The sequence below is a fragment of the uncultured Reyranella sp. genome (assembly GCF_945957355.1).
Classification (GTDB): Bacteria; Pseudomonadota; Alphaproteobacteria; order Reyranellales; family Reyranellaceae; genus Reyranella.
The window spans coordinates 325787-351043 of record NZ_CAMFKM010000005.1; the positions used below are offsets into that span (position 1 = coordinate 325787).

Annotated in this window: 15 protein-coding genes; 13 read left to right on the forward strand and 2 right to left on the reverse strand. The window is 66.2% G+C overall.

Features of this window, described 5'->3' with window-relative positions:
- Position 1: 1 nt before the first annotated feature.
- The 4 genes from glgX to treY all read left to right on the forward strand — a co-directional run bounded on the left by glgX (position 2) and on the right by treY (position 8428).
- Positions 2 to 2110, forward strand: coding sequence for a glycogen debranching protein GlgX (gene glgX, locus Q0Q48_RS11315; protein WP_295137514.1), 2109 nt, complete (start codon positions 2 to 4; stop codon positions 2108 to 2110).
- Positions 2107 to 3876 (forward strand): malto-oligosyltrehalose trehalohydrolase, encoded by a 1770-nt coding sequence (treZ, locus tag Q0Q48_RS11320; protein WP_295137516.1) that lies wholly within the window; start codon positions 2107 to 2109, stop codon positions 3874 to 3876. Before glgX ends, treZ begins: the two co-directional genes overlap by 4 nt.
- Positions 3877 to 4079: 203 nt before the next feature.
- A complete protein-coding gene (malQ, locus tag Q0Q48_RS11325; RefSeq protein ID WP_295137518.1) occupies positions 4080 to 5927 on the forward strand; it encodes a 4-alpha-glucanotransferase in 1848 nt (615 codons plus the stop codon).
- Positions 5924 to 8428: a malto-oligosyltrehalose synthase gene (gene treY, locus Q0Q48_RS11330; RefSeq protein WP_295137520.1), complete on the forward strand. Its 2505-nt coding sequence runs from the start codon at positions 5924 to 5926 to the stop codon at positions 8426 to 8428. Before malQ ends, treY begins: the two co-directional genes overlap by 4 nt.
- Positions 8429 to 8667: 239 nt before the next feature.
- Here treY and Q0Q48_RS11335 read toward each other — a convergent pair whose 3' ends face one another.
- A complete protein-coding gene (locus Q0Q48_RS11335; RefSeq protein ID WP_295137522.1) occupies positions 8668 to 9216 on the reverse strand; it encodes a cupin domain-containing protein in 549 nt (182 codons plus the stop codon).
- Between the two features lie 141 nt (positions 9217 to 9357).
- Here Q0Q48_RS11335 and Q0Q48_RS11340 point away from each other — a divergent pair, with 141 nt between their 5' ends.
- The 9 genes from Q0Q48_RS11340 (at position 9358) to Q0Q48_RS11380 (ending at position 24061) form a co-directional block, all read left to right on the forward strand.
- The gene (locus tag Q0Q48_RS11340; protein ID WP_295137524.1) at positions 9358 to 10680 is read left to right on the forward strand and encodes an aspartate aminotransferase family protein; all 1323 of its coding nucleotides are present in this window, start codon (positions 9358 to 9360) and stop codon (positions 10678 to 10680) included.
- 272 nt (positions 10681 to 10952) lie between these two features.
- A complete protein-coding gene (locus Q0Q48_RS11345; RefSeq protein ID WP_295137526.1) occupies positions 10953 to 11393 on the forward strand; it encodes a hypothetical protein in 441 nt (146 codons plus the stop codon).
- Entirely contained in the window at positions 11393 to 12169 is a 777-nt protein-coding gene (locus Q0Q48_RS11350; protein ID WP_295137528.1) for a cellulose synthase operon protein YhjQ/BcsQ, read from the forward strand. Before Q0Q48_RS11345 ends, Q0Q48_RS11350 begins: the two co-directional genes overlap by 1 nt.
- Complete coding sequence (bcsA, locus tag Q0Q48_RS11355; RefSeq protein ID WP_295137530.1) at positions 12166 to 14331, forward strand: UDP-forming cellulose synthase catalytic subunit; 2166 nt, start codon at positions 12166 to 12168, stop codon at positions 14329 to 14331. The genes Q0Q48_RS11350 and bcsA overlap by 4 nt, the downstream gene beginning before the upstream one ends.
- Positions 14331 to 17060 carry a cellulose biosynthesis cyclic di-GMP-binding regulatory protein BcsB gene (locus Q0Q48_RS11360; protein WP_295137532.1) on the forward strand — a complete coding sequence of 910 codons (2730 nt, stop codon included), beginning with the start codon at positions 14331 to 14333 and terminating at the stop codon, positions 17058 to 17060. Before bcsA ends, Q0Q48_RS11360 begins: the two co-directional genes overlap by 1 nt.
- A gap of 16 nt (positions 17061 to 17076) precedes the next feature.
- Positions 17077 to 21159 (forward strand): cellulose biosynthesis protein BcsC, encoded by a 4083-nt coding sequence (locus tag Q0Q48_RS11365; RefSeq protein ID WP_295137534.1) that lies wholly within the window; start codon positions 17077 to 17079, stop codon positions 21157 to 21159.
- 23 nt (positions 21160 to 21182) lie between these two features.
- Positions 21183 to 21671, forward strand: coding sequence for a hypothetical protein (locus Q0Q48_RS11370; protein ID WP_295137536.1), 489 nt, complete (start codon positions 21183 to 21185; stop codon positions 21669 to 21671).
- Positions 21672 to 21673: 2 nt separating this feature from the next.
- Positions 21674 to 22735 carry a glycosyl hydrolase family 8 gene (locus Q0Q48_RS11375; RefSeq protein ID WP_295137538.1) on the forward strand — a complete coding sequence of 354 codons (1062 nt, stop codon included), beginning with the start codon at positions 21674 to 21676 and terminating at the stop codon, positions 22733 to 22735.
- 336 nt (positions 22736 to 23071) lie between these two features.
- Positions 23072 to 24061, forward strand: a complete 990-nt coding sequence (locus tag Q0Q48_RS11380; RefSeq protein ID WP_295137540.1) for an EAL domain-containing protein — start codon at positions 23072 to 23074, stop codon at positions 24059 to 24061.
- Positions 24062 to 24095: 34 nt separating this feature from the next.
- Here Q0Q48_RS11380 and Q0Q48_RS11385 read toward each other — a convergent pair whose 3' ends face one another.
- Positions 24096 to 25253 (reverse strand): GGDEF domain-containing protein, encoded by a 1158-nt coding sequence (locus Q0Q48_RS11385; RefSeq protein ID WP_295137542.1) that lies wholly within the window; start codon positions 25251 to 25253, stop codon positions 24096 to 24098.
- Positions 25254 to 25257 lie beyond the last annotated feature (4 nt).

Consider the following 25257-nt stretch of genomic DNA (forward strand, 5'->3'; position numbering starts at 1 on the left):
GATGGCGACATCTCCCTGGCCGGACCGGCTGCTGGCAGGCTCGCCCTATCCGCTCGGTGCGACCTGGGATGGATTGGGCACGAACTTCGCGGTCTTTTCGGCACATGCAACCCGGATCGAGCTGTGCCTGTTCGATCCCTCCGGTCGACGTCAGATCGCACGCTTCGACCTGCCGGAATGCACGGATGAGATCTGGCACGGTTACCTGCCCAACGCGCGTGCGGGCCTGGTCTACGGCTATCGGGCCCACGGTCCCTACGAGCCCCAGGCGGGGCACCGATTCAATCCGCACAAACTCCTGCTCGATCCCTATGCGCGGCGGCTGACCGGCGAGATGCGGAACGCCGATGCGCTCTACGGCTATCGAATCAACTCGCCCCGCGCCGACCTGTCGTTCGACCGGCGGGACAGCGCGCCGGGCGTCATGAAGGCGGTGGTCGCGGACGAGAGCTTCAACTGGGCCGACGACCGGCCACCCGCGGTCCCGTGGTCCGACACGGTGATCTACGAAGTGCACGTTCGTGGACTCAGCATGCTGCGGCACGACCTGCGGCCCAACGAGCGAGGGACCTTCGCGGCCTTGGGCGATCCGGTGTTCATCGATCACCTGCGCCGGCTGGGCGCGACGACGGTCGAGCTGCTGCCGATCCACGCCTTCGTTCAGGATCGCTACCTGCTCGAGAAGGGGCTGCGCAACTACTGGGGCTACAACAGCATCGGTTTCTTCGCCCCGGAGCCACGATACCTGTCCGACGGCACGCTCGACGAGCTGCGCATCGCAGTGCGGCGTCTGCATGCGGCGGGCCTCGAGCTGATCCTCGACGTCGTCTACAACCACACGGCGGAAGGCAGCGAGTTGGGGCCGACGCTGTCCTTCCGCGGCCTCGACAATGCGAGCTACTACCGGCTGCTTGCGGACAATCCGCGGCACTGCATCAACGACACGGGCACGGGCAATACGCTCAACCTGTCGACACCGCGCGTGTTGCAGATGGTCATGGACTCGCTGCGGTACTGGGTGACGGCGTTCCATGTCGACGGCTTCCGCTTCGATCTCGGCGTGACCCTCGGCCGCGAGGCGCACGGCTTCGATCCGGGCTCGGGGTTCTTCGACGCGATCCGCCAGGATCCGGTGCTGCAGAAGGTCAAGCTGATCTCCGAGCCCTGGGACATCGGGCCGGGCGGCTACCAGCTCGGCAATCATCCGCCGGGCTTCTCCGAGTGGAACGACCGGTTCCGCGACGGCGTCAGGCGCTACTGGCGCGGCGATCCGGGCCAGCGGGCGGATTTCGCCGCTCGCCTCGCGGGATCCAGCGACCTCTTCGACCGGCGCCATCGCCGTCCCTGGGCCTCGATCAACTATGCAGCCTCGCACGACGGTTTCACCTTGCTGGACACGGTGAGCTATGCCGAGCGCCACAACGAGGCGAACGGCGAGGACAACAGGGACGGGCACGGCGAAAACTATTCGGCCAACTGGGGGGAGGAGGGGCCGACTGCGGATCCCGCCATCCTCGACACGCGGCAACGACTCCAGCGGGCCATGCTCGCGACGCTGTTCCTCGCTCAGGGGACACCGATGCTGCTGGGCGGCGACGAATTCGGTCGCACCCAGCACGGTAACAACAACGCCTATTGCCAGGACAACGAGACCTCCTGGATCGACTGGAGCTCGCTTGAGAAGCCGGAAGGCAAGAGCCTTGCAGCCTTCGTCGCGCGCGTTGCGGCATTGCGCCATCGTCATCCCGTGCTTCGATCACCGTACTTCCTCCACGGCAGGGAATTTCCGGCCGAAGGCGTGCCCGACATCTCCTGGTTCGACGCTTCGGGTGAGATCATCTCGGCCGAGTCCTGGAACAATGCCGAGGATCGCTGCCTCGCCTTGCGGCGGGTTGGGCCCAATGACGACGGCTCGGTCACCATGTTGACCGCCTTCTTCAACTCCGGAACGTCCGACTGCCACTTTCTTTTACCGGAACCGCACTGGCCGACGCGCATTGTGCTGGACAGCGCCGCGCCTGATGGGCCGGAGCGTGATCTTGAAGGAGTGGAAATCGTGGTCGCACCGCGCAGCGTCGTGCTGGCGCTGGCCACGAGGACGAAGGGATGAAGAAGCAGTTCATGCAGGATCTGTCGTTCGGCGCGTCGCCCCTGCTCTCGGGTGCGGCGCGTTTCCGGTTCTGGGCGCCGGCGCAGACACGTGTAAGCGTCGAAGTCGAAGGCGTTGCTCCGGTATCCATGCGGGCGATCGGCGATGGATGGTTCGAGGCCGAGGTTTCCTGCGGACCGGGAGCGCAGTATCTCTACCGTCTTGCCAACGGTCTGGCGGTGCCCGATCCTGCTTCGCGCGCGCAAGCGGACGATGTGCACGGGCCGAGCCTCGTGATCGATCCGCGCAGCTACGACTGGCGCCACGCCGGGTGGGCCGGACGGCCGTGGCACGAAACGGTACTCTACGAGCTGCACGTCGGTGCGTTCGGTGGCTTCGCCGGTGTTCAGGCTGCCCTGCCGATCCTCGCCGACCTCGGTGTCACGGCCATCGAGCTGATGCCAATCAATGATTTTCCGGGGAAGCGAAACTGGGGCTACGACGGCGTGCTTCCATATGCACCCGACCGCAGCTATGGCACGCCCGACGAACTGAAAGGGCTCGTCGATTCAGCCCACGGGTTGGGGCTGATGATGTTCCTCGATGTCGTCTACAACCATTTCGGTCCCGACGGGAACTATCTCTCCGCCTACGCGCCGCAGTTCTTCCGCGACGATATCGCGACCCCGTGGGGCGCGGCGATCGACTTTCGCCGCCCCGAGGTGCGCCGGTACTTTACCGAGAACGCGCTCTACTGGCTGAACGAATACCGTTTCGACGGGCTGCGCTTCGATGCCGTGCATGCCATCTCGGAGGCCGACTGGCTGGACGAGATGGCGGCCGAAGTGCGCCGCTCGGCGGAGCCCGGTCGCCAAGTGCATCTCGTCCTGGAGCACGATGGCAACGTGGCCGATCACCTGCGGCGCGACTTCGATGCGCAGTGGAACGACGATGCGCACCATGTCCTGCATGCGCTGCTGACCGACGAGAACGACGGCTACTATGCCGACTACGCCGACAAGCCGGCCAAGCGTCTTGCGCGCGCGCTCGCCGAGGGATTCGTCTACCAGGGCGATCCCTCTGCCTATCGCAACGGCGAGACGCGTGGGACGCCCAGCAGCGATCTTCCTCCCACGTCCTTCGTCCTTTTCCTTCAGAACCACGATCAGATCGGCAACCGGCCGTTCGGCGACCGCCTGACGGAGCGTGTCGAGCCGGATCTGCTGGAGGCAGCGATCGCGCTGCAGCTCCTCTGCCCGCATGTGCCGATGATCTTCATGGGCGAAGAGGACGCGGCCACCTCACCATTTCTCTACTTCACCGATCACGCGGGCGATCTCGCAGAGGCAGTCCGCGAGGGACGCCGCCGTGAATTCGCGGGCTTCAAAGGCTTCGCGCCAGGAGAGGGAACGTCGAGTATTCCCGATCCCAACGAACCGACGACGTTCGAACGAAGCCGGCTCGTACCGGACGCCGAACGCGGGACCGGGCGGCATCGTCTCTACCGCGAGCTCCTGGGCATTCGCCGCGAGTGGCTGGTGCCCAGGCTCGAAGGGACCGGATCGCTAGGCGCATCGTCCGTCGAGCCGTCGACCGTCGTGGCTCGCTGGCGACTCGGCGACGGTGCGACGCTGGTTCTGGCCAGCAATCTCGGACGCGAGCCCGCGCAAATCGAGCGCGTGGACGGCGACCTGCTGTACGAATCGCGTCCCGGAGCAGCAGATGCGGCGCGCGGCGGTCGGATTTCCGGTGCCACTACGGTCGCGCTGATGGTACCGGCTCCGTGAGCGACGAGGAGATCCGCGGGCTCGCCCGCGCAGCCGGCCTCGCCGAGACCTGGACGGACGCGCTGGGCATCCCTCAACAGGTTTCGATCGATTCCCTCCGTCGGATCCTAAGCGCCCTTGGCCTTCCCGCGGCCACCTCCGGGGACATCGAAGAGAGTCGACGGAAACTCGGTCCAGCCAACACCTTACCACCGCTTGTCACGATGAAGGTCGGCAGCCGCCTCACGCTTCCGGCTCGCGCCGGCGGCGCTGCCCGTGGACAGATCACCTATGAGGATGGCAGCGTCGCGACGCTCAGATTTTCGATACGCGGCGAAAAGCTCTTGGGCCCGACACTCGACAGGGTCGGCTATCACCGGCTGGAGTTCGGCGAACGTCATGTGACGGTTGCGGTCGCTCCGCCGCGTTGTCTTACGATAGAAGATCGCGCTCAAGGCAAGCATCTCTGGGGTGTTGCGGCCCAGATCTACAGCCTGCGCCGGCCCGGCGATGGTGGCATTGGCGATGCGACTGCCGTGCGCCACCTCGTCGAGGGCGCGGCGCGTCATGGCGCAGATGCCGTCGCGCTCAGTCCGGTGCACAGCCTCTTCGCCGCCGATCCCGGCCGGTACGGACCTTATTCTCCGTCGAACCGTCTCTTCTTCAATCCGCTGTTCGCCGACCCCGAGATCGTTTTCGGACCGGAGCGGGTCGCCCAGCATCGCCACGATGGCGAGGGAGTGGAACACGCGACCTTGGTCGACTGGCGACCGGCGGGCGAGGCGAAGCTTACCTTGATGCGCCGCCTCTTCGATGACTTCGAGGCTCGGGACCTGGCGAGAGGCACCGGGCTCGCGAAGGCTTTCGACGGGTTCGTGCGAGAGGGCGGCGAGCTGCTGCAGGGCCACGCGCTCTTCGAGGCGCTGCACGGCAAGTGGTTGCGCGCCGAGCCCGCGCTCGGCTTCTGGCGAAACTGGCCGCCCGCTTTCCGTCACGGCCTTACGCGAGCGGAGAATCCTGAAATGGCAGCCTTTCGGGCGGCCGAGGCTTCCACGATCCGCTTTCACCTCTTCCTGCAGTGGCTAGCGGCGCGTTCGTTCGAAGCGGCGCAAGAGGCGGCCGTCGGCGCGGGCATGAAAATCGGCCTGATCAGCGACCTCGCCATAGGCATGGATCGCGCCGGCAGCCACGCCTGGTCCCGGCAGGGCGATCTGCTGCTGGGGCTGAACATCGGCGCCCCGCCCGACGAATTCAATCGCGCGGGACAGGACTGGGGCCTGTCGGGTTTCTCGCCACGGGCACTCGTCGCAACGGGGTTCGATCCGTTCCTTTCGACGTTGCGGGCGGCCATGCGATACGCTGGCGGCGTCCGCATCGATCACATCATGGGGCTGCGGCGACTGTGGCTGGTGCCGGAGGGTGCGTCGTCTGCTGACGGTGCCTATCTCGATTATCCGTTGGATGATTTCCTGCGTCTGCTCGCTCTCGAGTCACACCGGCACGGCGCAGTGGTGATCGGGGAGGATCTCGGCACGGTTCCGCGCGGCTTCCGCCGCCGCCTCGCCGAGGCGGGCATCGCCGGTATGGACGTGATGTGGTTCGAGCGAAACCGCGGGAGTTTCCGAACGCCTGGCCGCTGGCGGCGTGACGCGGTGTCGATGACGACCACTCACGACCTTCCGACCGTTGCCGGTTGGTGGCGCGGCAGCGACATCGAAGTCAGGGGTGCGCTCGGCCTGTCGGCTCCCGGCGAGGCCAAGGAGCGGCAGAGCGACCGGCGTCGCCTATGGCAGGCTTTCACCGTTGCCGGAGCCGCCCAAGGTCCGCTGCCGGCGCCGGACGATCCTGTGCCGGCCGTCGATGCGGCGCTGGGCTTCGTTGCCAGTTCGCCGGCGCCGCTCATGCTCGCGCCGTTGGAGGATCTCTTGGGACTCGCCGACCAGCCCAACCTCCCCGGTACGATCGATCAGCATCCCAACTGGCGACGACGGCTCGAACCGCCGGCCGCGAAGCTTTTCGATGATCCCGCCGTCGCCGGTCGCGCGGCGACCATTGTCGCGCGCCGCCCATGATCCCACGCGCCACGTTGCGGCTGCAGTTTCACCGCGGCTTCAGCTTCGCCGATGCAGCGGACCACGCCGACTACTTCGCCAGATTGGGCGTCAGCCATGTCTACGCTTCCCCGATCGCCGTCGCGCGGCCGGGTTCACGGCACGGTTACGACGTGCTCGATCCCACGGCAGTCAACCCGGAGCTTGGCGGGGAAGTGGGGCTGCTCTCGCTTACCAGGGCTCTGCGCTCCGTCGGTGTCGGCCTGATCCTCGACATCGTGCCCAATCACATGGCGGCCGATACCCGCAACCATTGGTGGCGCGATGTTCTGCGCCGGGGCCGCGCGAGCCGGCATGCCGAATGGTTCGACATTGACTGGGAGACGACGGAAGAGGGGACGGCGAAAATCCTGCTGCCGGTCCTCGGGCGCCCTCTCCCGGAGGTCATCGCGGCCGGCGAGCTGTCTGTCGTGCGCGACGACCGAAGTCGGCCGGAGCTGCGCTACTTCGAAAACGCCTTCCCGCTTTGCGACGGCAGTGCGGAAGGGCGCGGCAGTCTCGCAAACCTTCTTGCCCGTCAGCACTATCGGCTGGCTTCCTGGCGGGTGGCGGGCGACCGCATCAACTGGCGTCGCTTCTTCGACATCAACGAACTGGTCTGCCTGCGCATGGAGCAGCCGGAAGCGTTCGAGGCCGTCCACGCCCTGCCGCTGCGACTCTATGCCGAGGGTGTGGTGGACGGCCTCCGCATCGACCATGTCGACGGGCTCACGGATCCGGCCGGCTATTGCCGTCAACTTCGCGAACGGCTCGATGCGCTGGCGAGGGAGCATGGGCGACCTAGCGCCTGGCTTGTCGTCGAGAAGATCCTGTTGAAGGGCGAGACGCTGCCGAAGGACTGGGGCTGCGACGGCACGACGGGCTACGACTTCATGGATGAGGTGAGCGCGCTTCAGCACGATCCGGCCGGTGAGGCGACTCTCACGAAAAGCTGGACGCGCGTCAGCGGGCGCCCCGCAAGATTTGCCGACGAAGAGCTCATGGCGCGACGAGAGATCGTTGCACGGAGTTTCTCCGCGCAGCTCGAAGCCTGCGCCGCGGCCTGGCAAGGCATCGTCGCAGACCTCATTCCGCGGCCCACCCTGCGGCGGTTGCTGATCGAGTTCCTCGCCCATGTGCCGGTCTATCGTACCTATGGAGCTGGCACGCTCCTCTCCGACCACGATTTGGAGATCTTGCGCGAGGTGGCCGGGAAGGTCGCGAAGAGCTGCCTCGCCACCGACCGTTGGGCGGTCGAGCCCCTGCTCGAGGCGATGCTGACGCCGGACTCCAAGCGAGGCTCGTGGCCGCGCGCCATGGCGCGTTTCCAGCAGCTCAGCGCGCCGGTCGCCGCCAAATCGGTCGAGGATACCGGCTTCTATCGGTATGGACGGCTTCTCTCGCGCAACGATGTCGGCTTCGACATAGAGACTTTTGCGCTCGACATCGATGCTTTCCATGCACGCATGGAACGGCGCCGGGCCGACTATCCGCATACGATGCTGGCGACGGCCACCCACGATCACAAGCGCGGGGAGGATGTTCGGGCGCGGCTCGCGGTGGTGAGCGAGCTGGCGGCCGAGTGGGCGGGTCTCGTGTCGCACTGGATCGATCCGACGTCGTCGCCCGTGTCCCAGGGCGACCAGGCAATGCTGCTGCAAATGATCGTTGGCGCCTGGCCTCTCGATCTCGACCGGGGCGACGAGGCGGGCCGTAAGGCGTTCGCCCAGCGTCTGTGCAACTGGCAGCAGAAGGCGTTGCGTGAGGCCAAACTCGAGAGCGACTGGGCGGCGGTCAACGAACCCTATGAAGAGGCTGCCCGGACCTTCACGATGCGACTCGTGGCAGAAGCCGCCATGCCCGACCTTCTGGACGATCTTCTGGCATTCGTCCGCCGCATCGCACCTGCCGGCGCCGTGAACGGCCTGGCGCAGTGCCTGCTCAAGCTCACGGTGCCGGGCGTGCCGGACCTGTACCAGGGCGCCGACCTCTGGGACTTCAGCCTCGTCGATCCCGACAACCGCCGGCCGGTCGATTTCGCTGCGCGTGCCACGATGCAGGACGCGCGCTTGGCCGAGCTGATGACGCACTGGCGCGACGGCCGCATCAAGCAGGCGCTGATCCGGCGCACCCTTTCCCTGCGCAGGCGCGCGCCTCGCCTGTTCGCGGAGGGCCGCTACCGTGCGGTCGAGGTCGAAGGGCCGTTGCGCGATTCCGTCGTCGCCTTCCTGCGGCAGACTGGCGAGGAGTGGCTGTTGGTCGCCGTCCCGCGGCTCGTCGCGCCGATGATGCTGGAGGAGGGTGATCTCGCCTTTCGACCGGATGCGTGGTCGGGCACTTCACTCAGGCTCGCGGGCGGCTCCGCCAAACCAGTGCACGATGTACTTCGCGATCGCAGCATGGAGCTGTCGCCGCAACCCGGTCTCGGCGGTCTCTGGAACGAGATCCCGGTAGCGCTCCTCTCGTCCGTTTCGCCAGGATAGACGTCTGTTGATAACCCGTCTGGTGAGCGCATCCCAACGCGTGTAAGGGCGATGATACTCGCGGCGGCGTGGAACGCAGACACGCAGCTCGACGCACGGGAGCCGGGGAGGGTCCACCTTGAGCGGGGGCACGCCCAAAGCGGATATCCGACAGCAGCGACCATGACCTCACGGTGCGTAGGTAGCCCAACATGGTCAGCCGGAGTGGCGCCCGGCCCGCGAGATCTTTCTTCGTTTTGCTAGAATGTCGGCGGCGTGCAGGCACTCACGATCACCGCCGGCCTGGCCGTCGCATTCCTGAAGCGATGGGGCTCGGCGCTCTTGAAGTAGTAGGCATCGCCCGCGTTGAGGATGTGCAGCGTCGAGCCGATCGTGAGCTCGATGCGCCCCGAGATCACGAAGCCGGCTTCCTCACCGTCGTGGCGCAGCATGATCTTTCCCGTGTCGGCGCCTGGCTTGTAGGTCTCGTACAGAAGCTGCAGCGCGCGACCCGACAGGTCCTTGCCGATCTGCCGGAACGATATGCCGCCCCGGCCGATCTCCGTGAGGCTGCTCGCCTTGAAGACCTTCTCCTCGCTCGCCTTCTCGTCGATCGCGAAGAAGTCGGAGAGCGGCATGGCGATCGCGTCCAGGATCCGCTTGAGCGCGCTGACCGACGGGTTGATCCGGTCGCTCTCGATCAGGGACACGGTGGCGTTGCCCACGCCGGCCTTCTTGGCCAGCGCGCGCTGGGAGAGCCCGGCCCGCTGGCGGGCGATCTTCAGTCTTTCCCCGGTGGTGATGTCCATGGTGCTTACTGTGTTCAGTATAGTGAGCAGTTAGGGTCGCTTGTGCGCAAATTACCGCAAATTGCGCTTCCGGCAGATATCATCTTGTTCTGGATAGAAAGCGGTCCAGTATAGGGCTCCAGATTTCAGAGGAGTATGGGGATGTCGTCGAACAGCGCGCCAGCCGCGAACAACCTTGAAGCGTTCTTCATGCCGTTCACCGCGAACCGGCAGTTCAAGAAGAACCCGCGCATGCTGGCCCGGGCGAAGGGGGTTCACTACTGGACTCCGGAAGGCCGCAAGGTCATCGACGGCACTGCCGGCTTGTGGTGCGTCAATGCCGGCCACGGTCGCGAGGAGATCAAGGCGGCGATCGCCAAGCAGCTGGACGAAATGGATTATGCGCCGTCGTTCCAGATGGGCCATCCCAAGGCGTTCGAGTTGGCGGCGCGGCACGCCGCCCTGCTGCCGGGCGACCTCAACCATGCCTTCTACTGCAACTCGGGCTCCGAGGCGGTCGACAGCGCGCTCAAGATCGCGCTGGCCTATCACCGCGCCAACGGCCAGGGCACGCGCACCCGCTTCATCGGCCGCGAGCGCGGCTATCACGGCGTCGGCTTCGGCGGCATCTCGGTCGGCGGCATGGTGAACAATCGCAAGTGGTTCGGCGCGATGCTGCCGGGCGTCGATCACCTGCCCCACACGCACCTGCCGGAGAACGCCTTCTCGAAGGGTGAGCCGGAGCACGGCGCGCACCTCGCCGATGCGCTGGAAGGCATCGTGGGCCTGCATGACGCGTCCAACATCGCCGCCGTCATCGTCGAGCCCTGTGCCGGTTCCACGGGCTTCCTGCCGCCGCCGAAGGGCTACCTGAAGCGGCTGCGCGAGATCTGCGACAAGCACGGCATCCTGCTGATCTTTGACGAGGTCATCACCGGCTTCGGCCGCCTCGGCACCTCTTTCGCCGCCGAGAAGTTCGGCGTGATCCCGGACCTGATGACGGTGGCCAAGGGCATCTCCAACGCCACTGTGCCGATGGGCGGCGTGTTCGTGCGCAAGCACGTGTTCGACGGTCTGATGAACGGGCCGGAAAACGCGATCGACCTGTTCCATGGCTACACCTACTCGGCGCACCCGCTGGCCTGCGCGGCGGCGTCCGCGGTGCTCGACATCTATCGCGACGAGGAGCTGTTCGCGCGGGCTGCCGAGCTGTCGCCGTACTGGGAGGAGGGCATCCACTCGCTGAAGGGCCTGCCCAACGTCACCGACATCCGCAATCTCGGCATGGCCTGCGGCATCGATCTGGCGCCGGAAGGCACGGTCGGCACGCGCGGCTACAAGGCCTTCGTGAAGGCGTTCGATCTCGGCCTCATGGTGCGCCAGTCCGGCGACGCCATCGCCATGTCGCCGCCGCTGGTCATCGAGAAGGCGCAGATCGACGAGATCGTCGAGATCACCGCCAAGACCATCAAGGCCGTCGCCTAGAGGTTCTGCTGAACCGATCCTGAAAGAGGCCGGCGGCCGTTCCTGGTCGCCGGCTTTTTCATGTCCTTGGGACAGTGCCGACGCGGCCTGCAGGGCCGCGACCGGCCCTTCAGAGCGTCAGGCACCCGACGCTTCCGCAATCTCCCGGCAGGTGCCGATTCCGGCAGATGAAAGCGGGCGTCAGGCTCGCCGGCTTGATCGCCTATATGGTGCATGTAGAGATGACGGGCCGCGATCGTTAGTGTATCAGACTGGGTGGGTGGAGTACGGACATGGCCATCAAGAACAACGACGATGTCGCCCATCTCCTGAGTGCAACGGGCCGTACCGGCACGCCCTATCGCGAATTCGACAGCACGACGGATCAAATGTCGGCACCCCTGATAGATGCCATCTTTGGCAAGGATCCGCCTTCGCCCGGGCGCGAGGAAATGCCGCTCGCAGTCGGTGCCGCCTCGGGAAACGATTTGCTGGCCGATGTCTTCGACCGTTCGCCCGGTATCGGCGAGCCGAGGCCCGCCGACCGCGGAGCGTGGCGGGACGAAGCGTTCCAGCATGCCGCCGGAGCGGGGCGGTCGTCGCTGCCGGCCGCGCGCGGACCCCACCGGACATTGGCCGACATCCGTCGCATCATCAGCCAGCCGGTCGGCCAGGCGGCGGCGGCGCCCTCGACCGGCGGCCTGAATGGACTCTTCGACCGACTGGCACGTTAATGTCGGTCGTCTGCTTTTGTTCGCCCAAGGGCGGGGTAGGCAAGACCTCACTCAGCATCAATGTCGCGGGCGTGCTGGCCCGCTCCGGCCTGCGCGTGCTCGTGGTCGACCTCGACGTCCAGAATTCAATGCGCCTGCATGCCGGCATCCAGCTTGCCGACGATCGCGGCTGGGCGCACTGCCTGGTCTACGGGCGTTCGATTCGTGAAGGCGTCCTGCCGGGCGGCGCCAATCTCCTCGTCCTGCCGTTCGGGCAGGTGACCGGGGCGCAGCTCCATGCCGTGTCGGACCATCTGGCGCGCAACGAGAACTGGCTCGCGAACACGCTTGCCCCCTTCATCGAGCGCGGTTTCGTCGTGGTCGTCGATACGCCGCCGGGGCCCTCGGTCTTCCTCGATCAGACGCGTCCGATCTCGACCCTCGACATCGTCGTCCTGCAGGCCGATGCCACCTCCGTGTCGCTGCTGTCGACAGTCGAATCGCAGAATTTCCTCGGGCGTGCGCCTGAGGGCGTGCGGCGCGAGGTGCGGTACGTCTTCAATCTCGTCGACATGCGTCGCAAGCTGACCCGCGACGTGATCGCCCTGCTGCGGCGCCGGCTGGGGCAGGCGATGCTCGGCATCGTGAACTATGACGACAGCTTCGGTGAAGCCGTGGCCCACCAGCAGCTCGTGATCGATCGCGCGCCGACGAGCAAGGCGGCGGCCGATGTGCGGGGCCTTGCGGCTTCCGTGCAGGGGCTGCTCCTCGACGGTACGGAGCCGGGACGGCCATGACCTCGCTCAGCACCGTCGAGCCGACCCCGAACCGGCGCGTCCCGCTCGCCACGAGGCTCTTCTACCTGTTCGTCGCGATCGTGGCGCTCGGGCCGGCCGCCTTCGTCATCATCACGCCTTTCGATCTTCAGACGCAGGCCATCTTCGCGGTCTTCACGGCCTTCATCTTCCTGATCGTGAACCGCTTCAAGAGCCGCATGGCGACCCTGATCATCGTCGTGCTGTCGGCGCTCGTGTCGACCCGTTACCTGTGGTGGCGGACGACCGAGACGCTGGGCTTCGTCGATCCGTTCGACATGATGTTCGGCTACGGCCTCTTTGCGGCCGAGGTCTATGCCTGGATCGTGCTGATGATCGGCTATTTCCAGGTCCTGTGGCCGCTCGAGCGCCAGCCGGCGCCATTGCCCGCCGATGTCCAGGAATGGCCGACGGTCGACGTCTACGTCCCGACGTACAACGAAAGCCTCGACGTCGTTAAGCCGACCGTGCTGGCGGCGATGGTGATGGATTATCCGGCTGACAAGTTCAAGGTCTACATCCTCGACGACGGGCGTCGGCCGGAGTTCAAGCGTTTCGCGGAGGAGGCGGGTTGCGGCTACCTGATCCGGCCGAGCAACGAGCACGCCAAGGCCGGCAACATCAACCATGCGCTGACGATCACCAAGGGCAAGCTGATCGCCATCTTCGACTGCGACCACATCCCCACGCGCGCCTTCCTGCAGATGACAGTCGGCTGGTTCCTGCGCGACCGCAAGCTCGGCATGCTGCAGACGCCGCATCACTTCTATTCGCCCGATCCGTTCGAGCGCAATCTCGGCACCTTCGGCCGGGTGCCCAACGAAGGCCAGCTCTTCTACGGCCTGATCCAGCCCGGCAACGACTTCTGGAACGCGACCTTCTTCTGCGGCTCCTGTGCGGTGCTGAGCCGCGAGGCGCTCGACGAGGTGGGTGGCATCGCCGTCGAGACGGTGACCGAGGACGCGCATACCTCTCTGCGCATGCACCGCAAGGGCTGGAACACGGCCTATCTCCGCTGGCCGCTGGCCGCTGGCCTGGCGACCGAACGGCTCTCGATCCATATCGGCCAGCGCATGCGCTGGGCGCGCGGCATGATCCAGATCTTCCGCACCGACAATCCGCTGCTGGGGCGCGGCCTGAGCTTCGGCCAGCGCATCTGCTACCTCAATGCGATGATGTACTTCCTGTTCCCGGTGCCTCGCTTCGTGTTCCTCACGGCACCGGTGGCGTATCTGGTGACGTCGCAGAACATCATCGTGGCGAGCGCCCTGATGGTGATGGCCTATGCCGGGCCGCACCTGTTCCACACGCTGGCGACGCAATCGCGACTCGACGGGCGGTACCGCTATTCGTTCTGGGGCGAGATCTACGACAACGTGCTGCTGTTCCACATCATGGGACCGACGCTGCTGGCGCTGATCAATCCCAAGGCGGGCAGCTTCAACGTCACCAGCAAGGGCGGCGTGCTGGAGAAGGAACTTTACGATACACCCATCATGCGACCGCTGATGATCCTGGCCGTGGTGCTGACGGCGGCGATCGGCGTCGGCTTCTATCGTCTTCTCTTCACCGAGCTGTTCCCGGGCGATGCGCCGGTGCTCTGGATGAACCTGTTCTGGTGTTTCTACAGCGCCTTCACCGTTGTCGCGGCCCTCGCGGTCGGTCGCGAGAGGCGGCAGGTGAGGGCCCAGCCGCGCGTCCGCGTCCGACAGCCGATCGCACTCTATTTCGACGGCAGGCGCTCGCTGATGGGAAGGACCGAGGATCTGTCGCTGGGCGGCGGCCTGCTGCGGATGGACGACCTCGCGACCGACGTAACGGTGAACGAAGAGGTCGTGATCAACTTCGAGCAGATCGAGGACATCTCTGCCGTTCCGGCACGGGTCGTTGCCGTCAAGGGTCGCGAAGTGCGTCTCGAGTTCATGCCGACAAATCTCGAGGAAGAGCGGACGATCGTCAGTGCCGTGTTCGGGCGCGCCGATGCCTGGCTCAATTGGGACGACCGCCCGCCGGACACTGTCGGCAAGTCGCTGATCGATCTCTCGGGCGCCATTCGAGGCCTGGTCGGCATGGCGGCGCGCAATGTCCGCCGGTCCCGGCAGCCCGTCCAGCAACCGCTACCGGCGGCGCCGAGGCCGACGTGATGTCGGCGGCGGTCCGTCGTGCCGCGATGGTTCTGGCTCTCACGATCGTCGCGCCTGCCGCGGCGCAACAGGATCTCGGCCCGCGGTCAGGGGCGGGGTCGCAGCCGATGACGTTCTTTCCGCCGCAGGCAAACAGCCCCGCGGTCCAGCTCACGCAGCCGACGCAGCTCACGCCGAAGTTCGAATTGCCGTCCAGCCTGCCGTCCATCCCGTCGGGCGTCGCCGTCATTCCGCCTCCGGAGTCGCAAAGTCCGCGGCTGCAGGCGCCATTGCCGACGACCACGCCGATGCCGCCGGCCAATGTCGCGACGCCCATCGTCCCGCCTACGATCCCGCCGAGTTCCAGCCCGCCCGTGCCGGCCGGCGCCCAGCGACCGCCGGCACCCCAGGCCCTTCCACCCGTTGTGCCCGCGCCGGCTCCAACGCCGTCCGTGTCGGCTCCTGTCGCGCCGCCGGCGAGCCTTCCGCCCTCGGCTCCCGCCGTGACGACGACGCCGGTCCCATCGCCCGGTTCGAACCGGCCCGACATATTGCCGACCCCTTCGCCGCTCCCGATGGCGAACTATCCGATGTTCACCGGAACGGCCGACGGTCGCAGCCAGCTGATCCGCCTGCGGGACCTGCGGACCAAGGCGCTCCATCTCGAGGGCGCCGCGGCCGAGACCGGTATTGCCTTCACGACCCGCCAGGACGACGCCTTCGTCGCCGCGCGCATCAGCCTCCTCTTCAGCTATTCGAACGCCGTCGCCCGAGACGACGGCGTCCTCCAGGTGTTCCTCAACAACGAGCCGATCGGCTCGGTCACGCTGGGCAAGGCAAGCGGACCGAAGGCACGCGCCGAGTTCACCTTCACGCCGGCCCTGCTCTCGACCGACAACCGCCTGCAGTTCCGCTTCACCCTCAAGGGCCAGGGCGCGAAGGCCTGCACGCTCGATCGCGACAGGGTGATCTGGGTGAACATCGAGCCCGCGACCTTCATCTATCTCAGCACGACGCGGCTGCCGGTTGCCGACGACCTGGCTTCGCTGCCGCGACCCTTTGCCGATCCCAAGGACCCCCTGCCGCTCAACCTGCCGTTCGTGCTGCCGCCCGATCCCGAGCCCGGGGTGCTGCAGGCGGCCGGCATGGTGGCCGGTTACTTCGGCCTGGTTGCCGGCAACAAGGGCGCGACGTTCCCGGTCCAGTATACCGGCCTGCCCGCCAGCAGCGCCGTCGTTCTGGTCGCGGGCGGCAACTATCCGCCCGGTGTCGCGGCCATTCCCGGTGACGGACCGCGCGTCGCGGTGGTGGCCAATCCTTCCCAGGTCGACAGCAAGCTCCTGCTGGTCATCGGCGATACCGCCGAGCAGCTTCAGGCGGCCGCGGGGACGCTCGCGACCTCGCCATCGCGCCTCACCGGCGGCTGGTCGGCCGCCAGCGAGCCGCTCCCGGCACCGCGCCAAGCCTACGATGCGCCGAAATGGATTCCGAGCAATCGGCCGGTGCGTCTCGGAGAAGTTCCAGACGGCGGGGGCATCAGCGGTCGCCGTCTCCTGGATACGCCCCGGGTCACGTTCCGTACGGCGCCCGACCTGTTCTTCGGTGCCCTGTCCGGCGGCAAGATGTACGTGCACGTCCGCCGCGCCGACGACAGCTGGGTCGATGCCGGCAATTCACGCGTCTTCGTCGACCTCAACCAGCGCACGGTCGGCGAGATCCCGCTCGAACCCAAGCTGAAGGTGCTGTCGCGCCTGAAGGAGTGGCTGTTCCCGGGAAACGCCGAGGATCGCGTCAGCCAGGTGCTGCTTCCGGGGTTCCAGCTCGCCAGCCAGAACCACCTCGATTTCCGGTTCGAGCTGCGCGCCAAGGCGGACGCCGATTGCGAGATGCTCGACTGGAGCGATCGTACCGGCATAGACCCCGACTCGACGATCGACCTCAGTCGTGTCGCCCATTTTGCCGCGTTCCCGAACCTGGCGATGTTCGCGAATGCCGGATTTCCGTTCACCCGCTATGCTGATCTCTCGACCACGGCGTTCGTGATGCCGGAAACGCCGTCGCCGGAAGAGGTGCAGGCGCTCCTGAACCTGCTGGGAATGATGGCGGACGCCACGGGCGTGCCGCCGACCCGCTATGAGATCGTCGACGCCGCAAAGGTCGACCAGGTGGCTGACCGGGACCTGATCGTTATCGGGCTTACCTCGAACCAGCCATTGCTCAAGCAATGGGAGTCCCACAACTCGGTCCACATCACGCCCACCAGCGTCACGGCCGCGCCCGGCCTCAGCTTCCTGCAACGTCAGTTTCAACCGACCGATCCGCGCGCGCCCTACTATCGGGGGGCGGCGCCGGAGCTCGCAAAGGCCAATCTCGGCAAGCCCTACGCCTACCTTTCAAGCTTCTGGTCGCCGCTCAATGAGAACCGGCTGGTCGTCATGGTCGGCAGCACCCAGCCGGCGGCCCTCGTGGAGATGAGCGGCCATCTCGGCGATCCTGAAGTGTCGACCAATGTGCAGGGCGATTTTTATTATCTGACAGGCAGTAAGGGCGAGTTCTACACGTCCGGGATCAGGAAATTCGTGGGCGGATTGCCAATCTGGTGGCGAATTCAATGGCTTGCCGGATCTTTTGAACTTGCTGCATTCATTTGCGTGATTTGTGTTATATTAATCTTCGCGGCGACGATCGAAAGGTTTTCGGCAAACAGGGCTAACCGGCTTCTTTCCCGGACGTCGTCGGACGGAAGCTGACTGGGTTTGGGGTCTAATGGGAAGGACGGAGCGTTCGGAGCGTAGCGGGACCATCACGAGCGTTCTCGCCAGCGCGGCCGTTGCGCTGTTCGTTCCGAACCCCGGATTTGCGGCGCCGCCGACGACGGCCGCGGATTCCTCGTCATCGTCGATCTACGGCCTCCTGTTCGAGCAGGCGACCATGTGGCGGGAGCGCAATCGTCCCGACCTCGCGGCGCAATCATTGCGGAAGATCCTGGAGAGCCAGCCGGACAATACGGAGGCGCTGTTCCAGCTCGGCTCGATCGAGTTGCAGAACCAGCGCTTCGATCAGGTTCGCGCGACGATCGCGCGGCTGCGCCAGATCGATCCCAATGATGCACGCGCGGCGGAACTCGAGCGCGCGATGGCATTGGGCCAGACCGATGAGGTGGCGCTCGCCGAAGCCCGCCGGCTTGCCGCCGCGGGTGCCTACGATCGTGCGATCGCGATGTATCAACGCGCCTTTCGCGGTGGCCCGCCGCCGTTCGACCTGGCCGTGGAATATTACGAGACGCTGGCGGGAACGGGCGCGGGCTGGGACGAGGCGCGGATCCGGCTCAAGGCCCTGGCCGAGCGCAGCTATGCCACGTCCCGAACCAAGTTCGCCTATGCCCGCATCCTCACCTACAACGAGCAGACGCGCCGCGAAGGTATTGTCCTGCTGGCAGAATTGGCCAGCGATCCCGCCGTCGCGCAGGCCTCGTTCGAGGCCATGCGGCAGGGCATGCTGTGGCTCACGGTCGGGCCGCAGGACAAGCCGTTCTTCGAGTCCTATCTCCAGCGCTTCCCCGGCGACACGGTCGTCCGCGACAAGCTCATCGACGCGCAACGGCCCGTGCGGCAGGACCCGTTGGGCGCTGCCCTCGCCGAAGCCTATCGGTTGTCCGACCAGGGCCTGAACGATCAGGCGGTTTCGCGCTTCGAAGGGGTCCTGCAGGCAGATCCCTCCAATGCAGACGCGGTCGCGGGGATCGGTATCGCGCGCCTGCGGCAGGAGCGGTTCGCGGACGCGCGCGACCAGCTGGACAAGGCCATCAAGATGGCCCCGAGCCGGGCGGCCGACTGGGCACCGGCGCTCGAGGCGGCAAACTTCTGGCTGTCCTACCGGGAAGCCGTCGCCTTGCGGGATCGTGGCGACCTCACCCAGGCGGAGAAGATCGTCCGGCCGCTGGCCGACCATACCGGTACGCCCAAGGAGCGTGGCACGGCCCAGGCCCTGATGGGCGACCTGCTGCGCCGCCAGGGCAAGCAGCGCGAGGCGGAGGGATACTATCGCGACGCCCTGAGCCGCGATCCAGGCAACAAGGAAGCGCAGGCCGGCCTCTACCAGGTGCTGACCGCCCAGGGACGCGACACGCGCAGCGAGCCGCTGCTCGCCAATCTCGATCCTTCCGTCCGAACCCGCGTCCAGTCGGACGGCGCCCAGCAGGCCGCGCAGCGGCTGCGGACCCAGGCAGCCGGCCTCGAGCGTTCGCAGCCCGAGCGGGCCGAACAGCTCTACCGCGAGGCCATTCGTATGGATCCGTCCAGCCCGTGGACCCGCTACGACCTCGCAAAGTTCCTGGCCAGGCAGGGCAAGGTCGCCGAAGCCCAGCCGCTGATCGACGAGCTGGTCGCCAGCGGCCGGCCGGAGAGCATCTACGCGGCGGCCGTCTACTATTCCGAACAATCGCGTACCGGTGAGGCCGTCGCCCTGCTCGACCGGATCCCCGTCAACCAGCGCTCGGCGCGCATGAACACTCTGCGCAACGACCTGCGCAACGCCGGCGATACCGATCAGCTCATCGCCGCGGCCAAGGCGGGCGATGCCGGCGCGCGGGCAACCCTGGCGGCGCGCGCCAATGCGCCGAATGCGACGCCTTCGCAGCAGGCCAATGCGGCCCTGGCGCTGGCCAAGGTCGGCGACCGGGCGCAGGCGATGGCCGTCGTCCGCCGACTCGCGGCCCGCAAGGACCTCAGCGCCGATACGCTGCGTACGATGTTCTATGCAGCGTCAGAGGCAGGCCAGGACGCCGAGGCCAGCACGCTGCTGGCGCGCATCTCCAAGAACACCGGAGGCCGCGACGTGGCCAGCCTCCAGGAGTCGCTGGCGATCCAGCAGTCCGACCGGCTGCGCACGCAGAAGAACCTGACGGCCGCCTATGACGTACTGTTGCCCTATGTCTCGGGCCCGTCGCCCAGCGTCGGCGCCCGCCTGGCACTGGCGCGGGTCTACAAGGATTCGAACTTCAGCGAGCAGGCGATCCAGGTTCTCGACGGCATCATGGTGTCGGCCCCGGCCGATGCCGATACGCTCCAGCAGGCGGTGAACATCGCCATCGATCTCCGGCGGTACGAGCGGGCCGACGTGTGGCTCGCCGAGGCGCTGCGTCTGCAGCCGCAGAACCCGCGCCTCTACATGGTCCAGGCACGCCTGTTGCGCGCACAGGGGGATACGACGGGCGCCAAGCGCGCCCTCGAGACCGCCCAGCAGCTCAACCGCGGTCTGGGGCAGACCGAGCTGGTTCCCGCACCGGCCCCTTCATCGATTGGCGTTGCTCCCGTTCAGCGAGCGGCGGTCGTGTCGCCCGGCAGCACCGGCGCCGAGGCGCCAGAGCGGTCGTCGCTGCGGCCACCCAGTGGGAGCGCAGACGCGGAGTTCATGGCCGAATTCGAGCGGCGGGTCGCCGCGAAGAAGGCTTCGGTCACCAGCAAGGATGGCGCGCCGGGCCCGGCCGACGTGATGTCCCTGGATCGGCCGTCCCTGGCGACGCCCGCCATCCTGACCGCCCAGGCGGGGCCGGTGCGTGCCGCGCCGCCCGTCCAGGTGGCGCAGAATCCCCTGGTCCCCCTGCGTCGGCCGGGCGGCGAGAGCAGCGCCAGCACCTCGGTGACGGCCATGACGCCACCGCCGTTGCCGGGCACGCCGGGCGCGCCGTCGGGTTCGATGAGCGACACCGATCCGCTCAGCCGGGAGATCGAACGCGAACTCACCTCGCTAAAGAAGTCCACGGCGATCATCGTGGACGGCGGCATCGGCTTCCGCGGCCGGTCCGGCGAATCGGGCCTCGGCCGCATCAACGAGATCACCGTGCCGATCAAGGCACGCATTCCCATCGGCAATGCCGCTCTGGTTCCGACCATCATGCCCGTCACGATCAACGCCGGTACCATCGGGGGAGACCCGTCGACCCTGTCGCGGTATGGCGCGAACGCCCTCGCGGGGTTGGCCGGCACGCTGCAGCCCAACAATGCACAGGCGACGGGCATCGCCTTCGGCATGGGGCTCGAATGGGGGCGTCTCACGCTGGACGTCGGCAGCACGCCGCTCGGCTTCCCGCTCACGACCATCGTGGGCGGCCTCGTCTGGAATCAGCCTCTCGGCGACAAGATGAACATCAAGCTCGAGGCCTCGCGCCGGTCGGTCACCGACTCCGTACTGTCCTACGCGGGCGTGACGGACCCGATTACCGGCCTGACCTGGGGCGGCGTCACCCGCAATGGTGGCGAAGCGATCATCAGCTACGACGATCAGACGCTGGGTATCTACGGGAAGTTCGCCTATGGCTACTACATGGGCACGAACGTCGCGAGCAACCAGTCCTACGAATTCACGGCGGGCGCCTACTTCCGGCCCATCAAGGACGAGAACCAGGAACTCAAGGTCGGTATCTCCGCGACCTATCTGAGCTTCAACCAGAATCTCAGCTACTTCACCTATGGTCAGGGCGGTTACTTCAGCCCGCAGAGCTTCTACAGCCTGACGTTCCCCATCGACTGGACAGAGACGTCGGGCAAGTTCACGTACAGCGCGGGCGCCACTCTCGGCGTCCAGAGCATCCAGCAGAGTTCGTCGCTGTTCTTCCCCACCAACTACTATTTCCAGAATGCGGCGAACATCCTGGCCGCGTCCGGAGCGGCGGCTTTCGCGCCGGTCTTCCCGGCGCAGAGCAACACGGGCATTGCTTTTGGCCTGCGCCTGGGGTTCGAATATGCAGCCACCGAGCGCACTTCGATCGGTGCCAAGGCCAATTTCGACAACGCCTATCAGTACGACCAGGGCACAATTCTGCTATTCCTGAAAAGCGCGTTTAACTAGCCTTGTTCCAGAACGGACTTTCGATGGCTGTCCGCCCGGCAAACAATTCATTCGACTCGTCGACCCTTGCGGTAGCCGCCCGCCGCTCCTGTCCGGAGCCGCTGCGGGTTCTCATGGAAGGGCTCGCGACTGCGCTGGCCGAGGTCGCCGGAGACGAGCAGGCGCTGCGCATCCTGGCCGCTGCCGGTTCGGCCATCGCCCGGGAACACGCCATCCCGGCGTCCAACTCCCTCCCCGAACTCAAGGCGGCGATGAACGCCGGGTTGCAGACCCTCGACTGGGGGGAAGTCGACATCTACGAAGCCGAGAAGGCGCTCGAGTTCGTCATCGTCGGCTATCCATACTTCGAAGGAGTCGAGGCGCAGACGGCCTTCGCCGCCATCCTCGAAGCGCTTCTCGAAGGCTGGCTGACCCAGCAGGCGGCCCGTCAGGGCCTGGCGATGCGCCTTACCGAACGCGGCAGCGGATCCTATCCGCCGCTGGTTTTCCGCTACGAACGGTCCGGTCTCTAGCGATGGGCCCGCGTCGGGTGAACGATGGCTCGCGCCGGGGCCTCCTGAAAGCGGGCGTCGGCCTGGCGGCGCTTTCGCTCTTTCCCTCGGCCGCACGGGCGGATCAGAACTGGCAGACCTTCAAGCGCCGCTTCGTCGTCGAGGACCGGCGTGTGATCGACAGCGGCAACAACAACGTCAGCCACTCGGAGAGCCAGGGTTGGGGGCTCCTCTTCGCCCAGAGTTTCGACGACAGGCAGACCTTCGAAAGGATCTGGGAGTGGACTTCCAGATCCCTGCAGCGGGGCGACGGGCTCTTCTCCTGGCGCTGGTCGCCCAACACGGCCGATCCCGTTCCCGACAAGAACAACGCGGCCGACGGTGACATCCTGATTGCCTGGGCGCTCATGCGTGCCGCCGCGAAATGGAATGAGCCCCGTTGGCTGCAGCCATCCCGGCGCATCCAGTCGGCTGTCCTCGAGCGGCTTGCGATCGAATTCCAGGGGCGGCTGATCCTCCTGCCGGGCCATCAGGGCTTTGCCCGCGGCAGTCGCTACGTGGTCAATCTTTCATATTATGTGTGGCCCGCGATCCATGATTTTTCCGAGGGGGCGGGCGACCGGGAAAAATGGCGACGGCTCGAAGCCGATGGGCTGTGGCTTTGCGACAATGCGGCCTTCGGCGACTACAAGTTGCCGCCGGACTGGCTGTTGTTCGGACAGCAGGCGTTCCGGGTGGCCGACGACTGGAAGCCGTATTTCGGTTTCGATGCCATACGCATTCCGCTCTACCTTGCCTGGTACAATCAAGCGTCCCGCCTCGACCGCTTCGTGACGGCCTGGCGAACGCCCAGGTTCGGGGGGCGCCCTCCCGCCTGGATCAACCTCGACAACGGGGCCGTGGCGCCGTTTCCGTCCAGCGGCGGCTACGCGGCGGTCGCGGCGGTCACGCAGTTCGTGTCCGACGGCTTCAAGAAGCCGGCGCCGGTTGCCGCGATCGGCGACGAAGACGACTACTATTCGGCCAGCCTGAAGCTGCTCTCGAATCTGGCTGGTCAAGAAGCACCCCGTGCTAAACGCTCCTGAACGGCTGACTTCTCTCGCAGGTTGTATGCGCTGTCGGGATGCGATCTGCCATGACATGGACGTTCCAGTCCGATACTTTGGGGATCGTGGTCCGGTGACTGCCTTGTGGCCAATCCTGATCGAGCTCGATTGATGCCGCGCAAGTTCCGGTCCCTCGTGGCCAGCGATGATGCCAAGTTCCAGGCAGAGTTGGTCAAAGAGGCGATCAACCTGAACTTTTCCGTCCGAGCCATACGCTCGGCGGACGAGCTTCCGGATTTTCTGCAGGGACGGCATTTCGACTGGCTGTTCCTCGACGTCGATCTTGGCCGCGACCAGTGCCTGAGCATCATCGAGATGCTCGGCGCCGGCTGGCGTCCGCGCACCGTCCTGGTCGGGGCCATCAACGCCGCGGACCGCGACATCATTCGACGGAGTGCCATTCGTGCCGGCCTCGACGTCGTTCGCATTCTCGCAAAGCCGTCCTTCTTTTCGACCGTGACCCTGACATTGTCCGCCCTCGGCGCTCGGGAAAAGCAGGTTCCGAACAACGACCTGGCCGGGCGGGAATTCGATGCGATCCCAGGCGACGAGATCGAGGTGCAGTACCAGCCTATCGTTTCGATTCCCGATCGGGTGGTCAGCCGAATGGAAGCGCTGGTGCGCTGGCGACATCCCGAGCATGGCCTGATCGGTCCAGACCAGTTCATCGGCCTCGCCGAGCAATCCGGGGCCATCGTCCCCCTGACATGGGAAGTGCTGACGCGCGCGGTCGAGCAGCAGGTGGCCTGGAGGAAGGAAGGGCTGCCCCTTGCGGTCTCCGTGAACATCTCGGCACTCGTGCTCACCTCGCTGCAGACCGCCGAGGACATTCGCGCCCTGCTCGACGCCCGGGGAATGGATCCGCGCTCTCTGATCCTGGAGATCACGGAAACGGAGAGGGCTCCCTATCCCGCCGTCGCCCGGAGCCTGCTGACGCGCTTGCGCGAGGCGGGCGTCGGAATATCGATGGACGACTACGGCGTGGGCTATTCCGATCTCGGGCGCTTGCAATATTACCCGTTCAGCGACCTGAAGATGGACCGTGGCCTGGTGGCGCGACTGCCCAACGACCAGGAGGGAAGAGACATTGCGTCGATGCTGGCATCCATTGCGGCCCGCGAGGATGTGAGCCTGACCGGAGAAGGCATCGAAACGCAGGAACAATGGGATGCGCTGGAGGCGATCGGCTGCGACTTCGCCCAGGGCTTCCTGATCGCCCGGCCGATGCCGGCCCACGAGGTGCCGGTCTGGATCGCGAGTATGGCCAAGGCCGGACGATTCTGGCCGCCACGGGCGGCGCCCTGATCGTCCACGAGATCGTGCCGATCGGCTTTCCTGATCAGGCGCCGGTGCTGGACAGGTCTTTCGCGCTTTGCACCTGGTTGCGGCCGAGGGCCTTGGCACGATAGAGGGCCGCGTCGGCCTTGCGTATCGTCGACTCTACGTCTCCATCGAACTTCGCCAGCCCGATGCTGGCGGTGATGCGAAGGGGGTGGCCGTCGACGTCGATCGACAGTTCGGCAATGCGCGCGCGCAGCCGTTCCGCGATGCGTCGCGCTTCCGGCTCGTCGACGTCGCGCAGCAGCGCGCAGAATTCTTCGCCGCCGTAGCGGGCGACCAGGTCGCTGGGGCGCAGCTCGCGGCGGGCCAGGTTCGCGAAGGCCACGAGCGCCCGGTCGCCGCCGGCATGGCCGAACGTCCTGTTGACCTCGGAAAAATGGTCCAGATCGATCATCAGCACGCAGGCCGGGTCCCTCAGCCGCTTCCCTTCGTCGAGGAGGAAGCGGCGATTCGGCAGGGCCGTCAGCTCATCGGTTTTCGCCAGGCTCTCGAAATGATGCCTCAGGCGTTCGTGCGTCATCATCAGGAAACCGAGCGTCATGGCCACGACGCAGATCGTATTGATGAGCAGCGTTATGCCCTGGGTCGGATCGTAGAAAGGCGTCGTCGGCTCCTGCGGCGGCTCTTCGAGCAGGGAGAAGACGATGCGCACCATCATGGCAACGCACATGATGAAAAGCGCAAGCGCGGTCGGAATCCGGCTGATCAGCGGTTCGCTGATCCTGGCCCTGAGGACTTCCCATCCGGCGAGCAGCGACAGGATAGCGATCGCGAGCGAGCAGAGCGCGACGCGTACATTGACGTCGGTGCCGTTCACCAGGGCGATCGTGAAGATGACGCAGAACAGGACTGTGGGAATAACGGCATAGTTGAGGACGCGCTCGCCGGTATTGAACCGCCGCACGCTCATCCACACGGTTGCGTATGCTGCGACGACCAGCGAATTGGCCATGATGACCAGTGGAAGGGGCGAGCTGCTGGTCCGCAGGCTCAGCTCCAGGGAGCCCAGTGCGCCCAGCGCAAGGGCGATGGCCCAGCCGCGCACGCCGGGCACGTCGCGATGATGGGACCAGGAAAAGAAGTAGATCCCGGCCATCACGAACGCGACCACGAAATTCAGCAGATAGAGCGTCAGGACGTCGACCGACATCGACATGTTT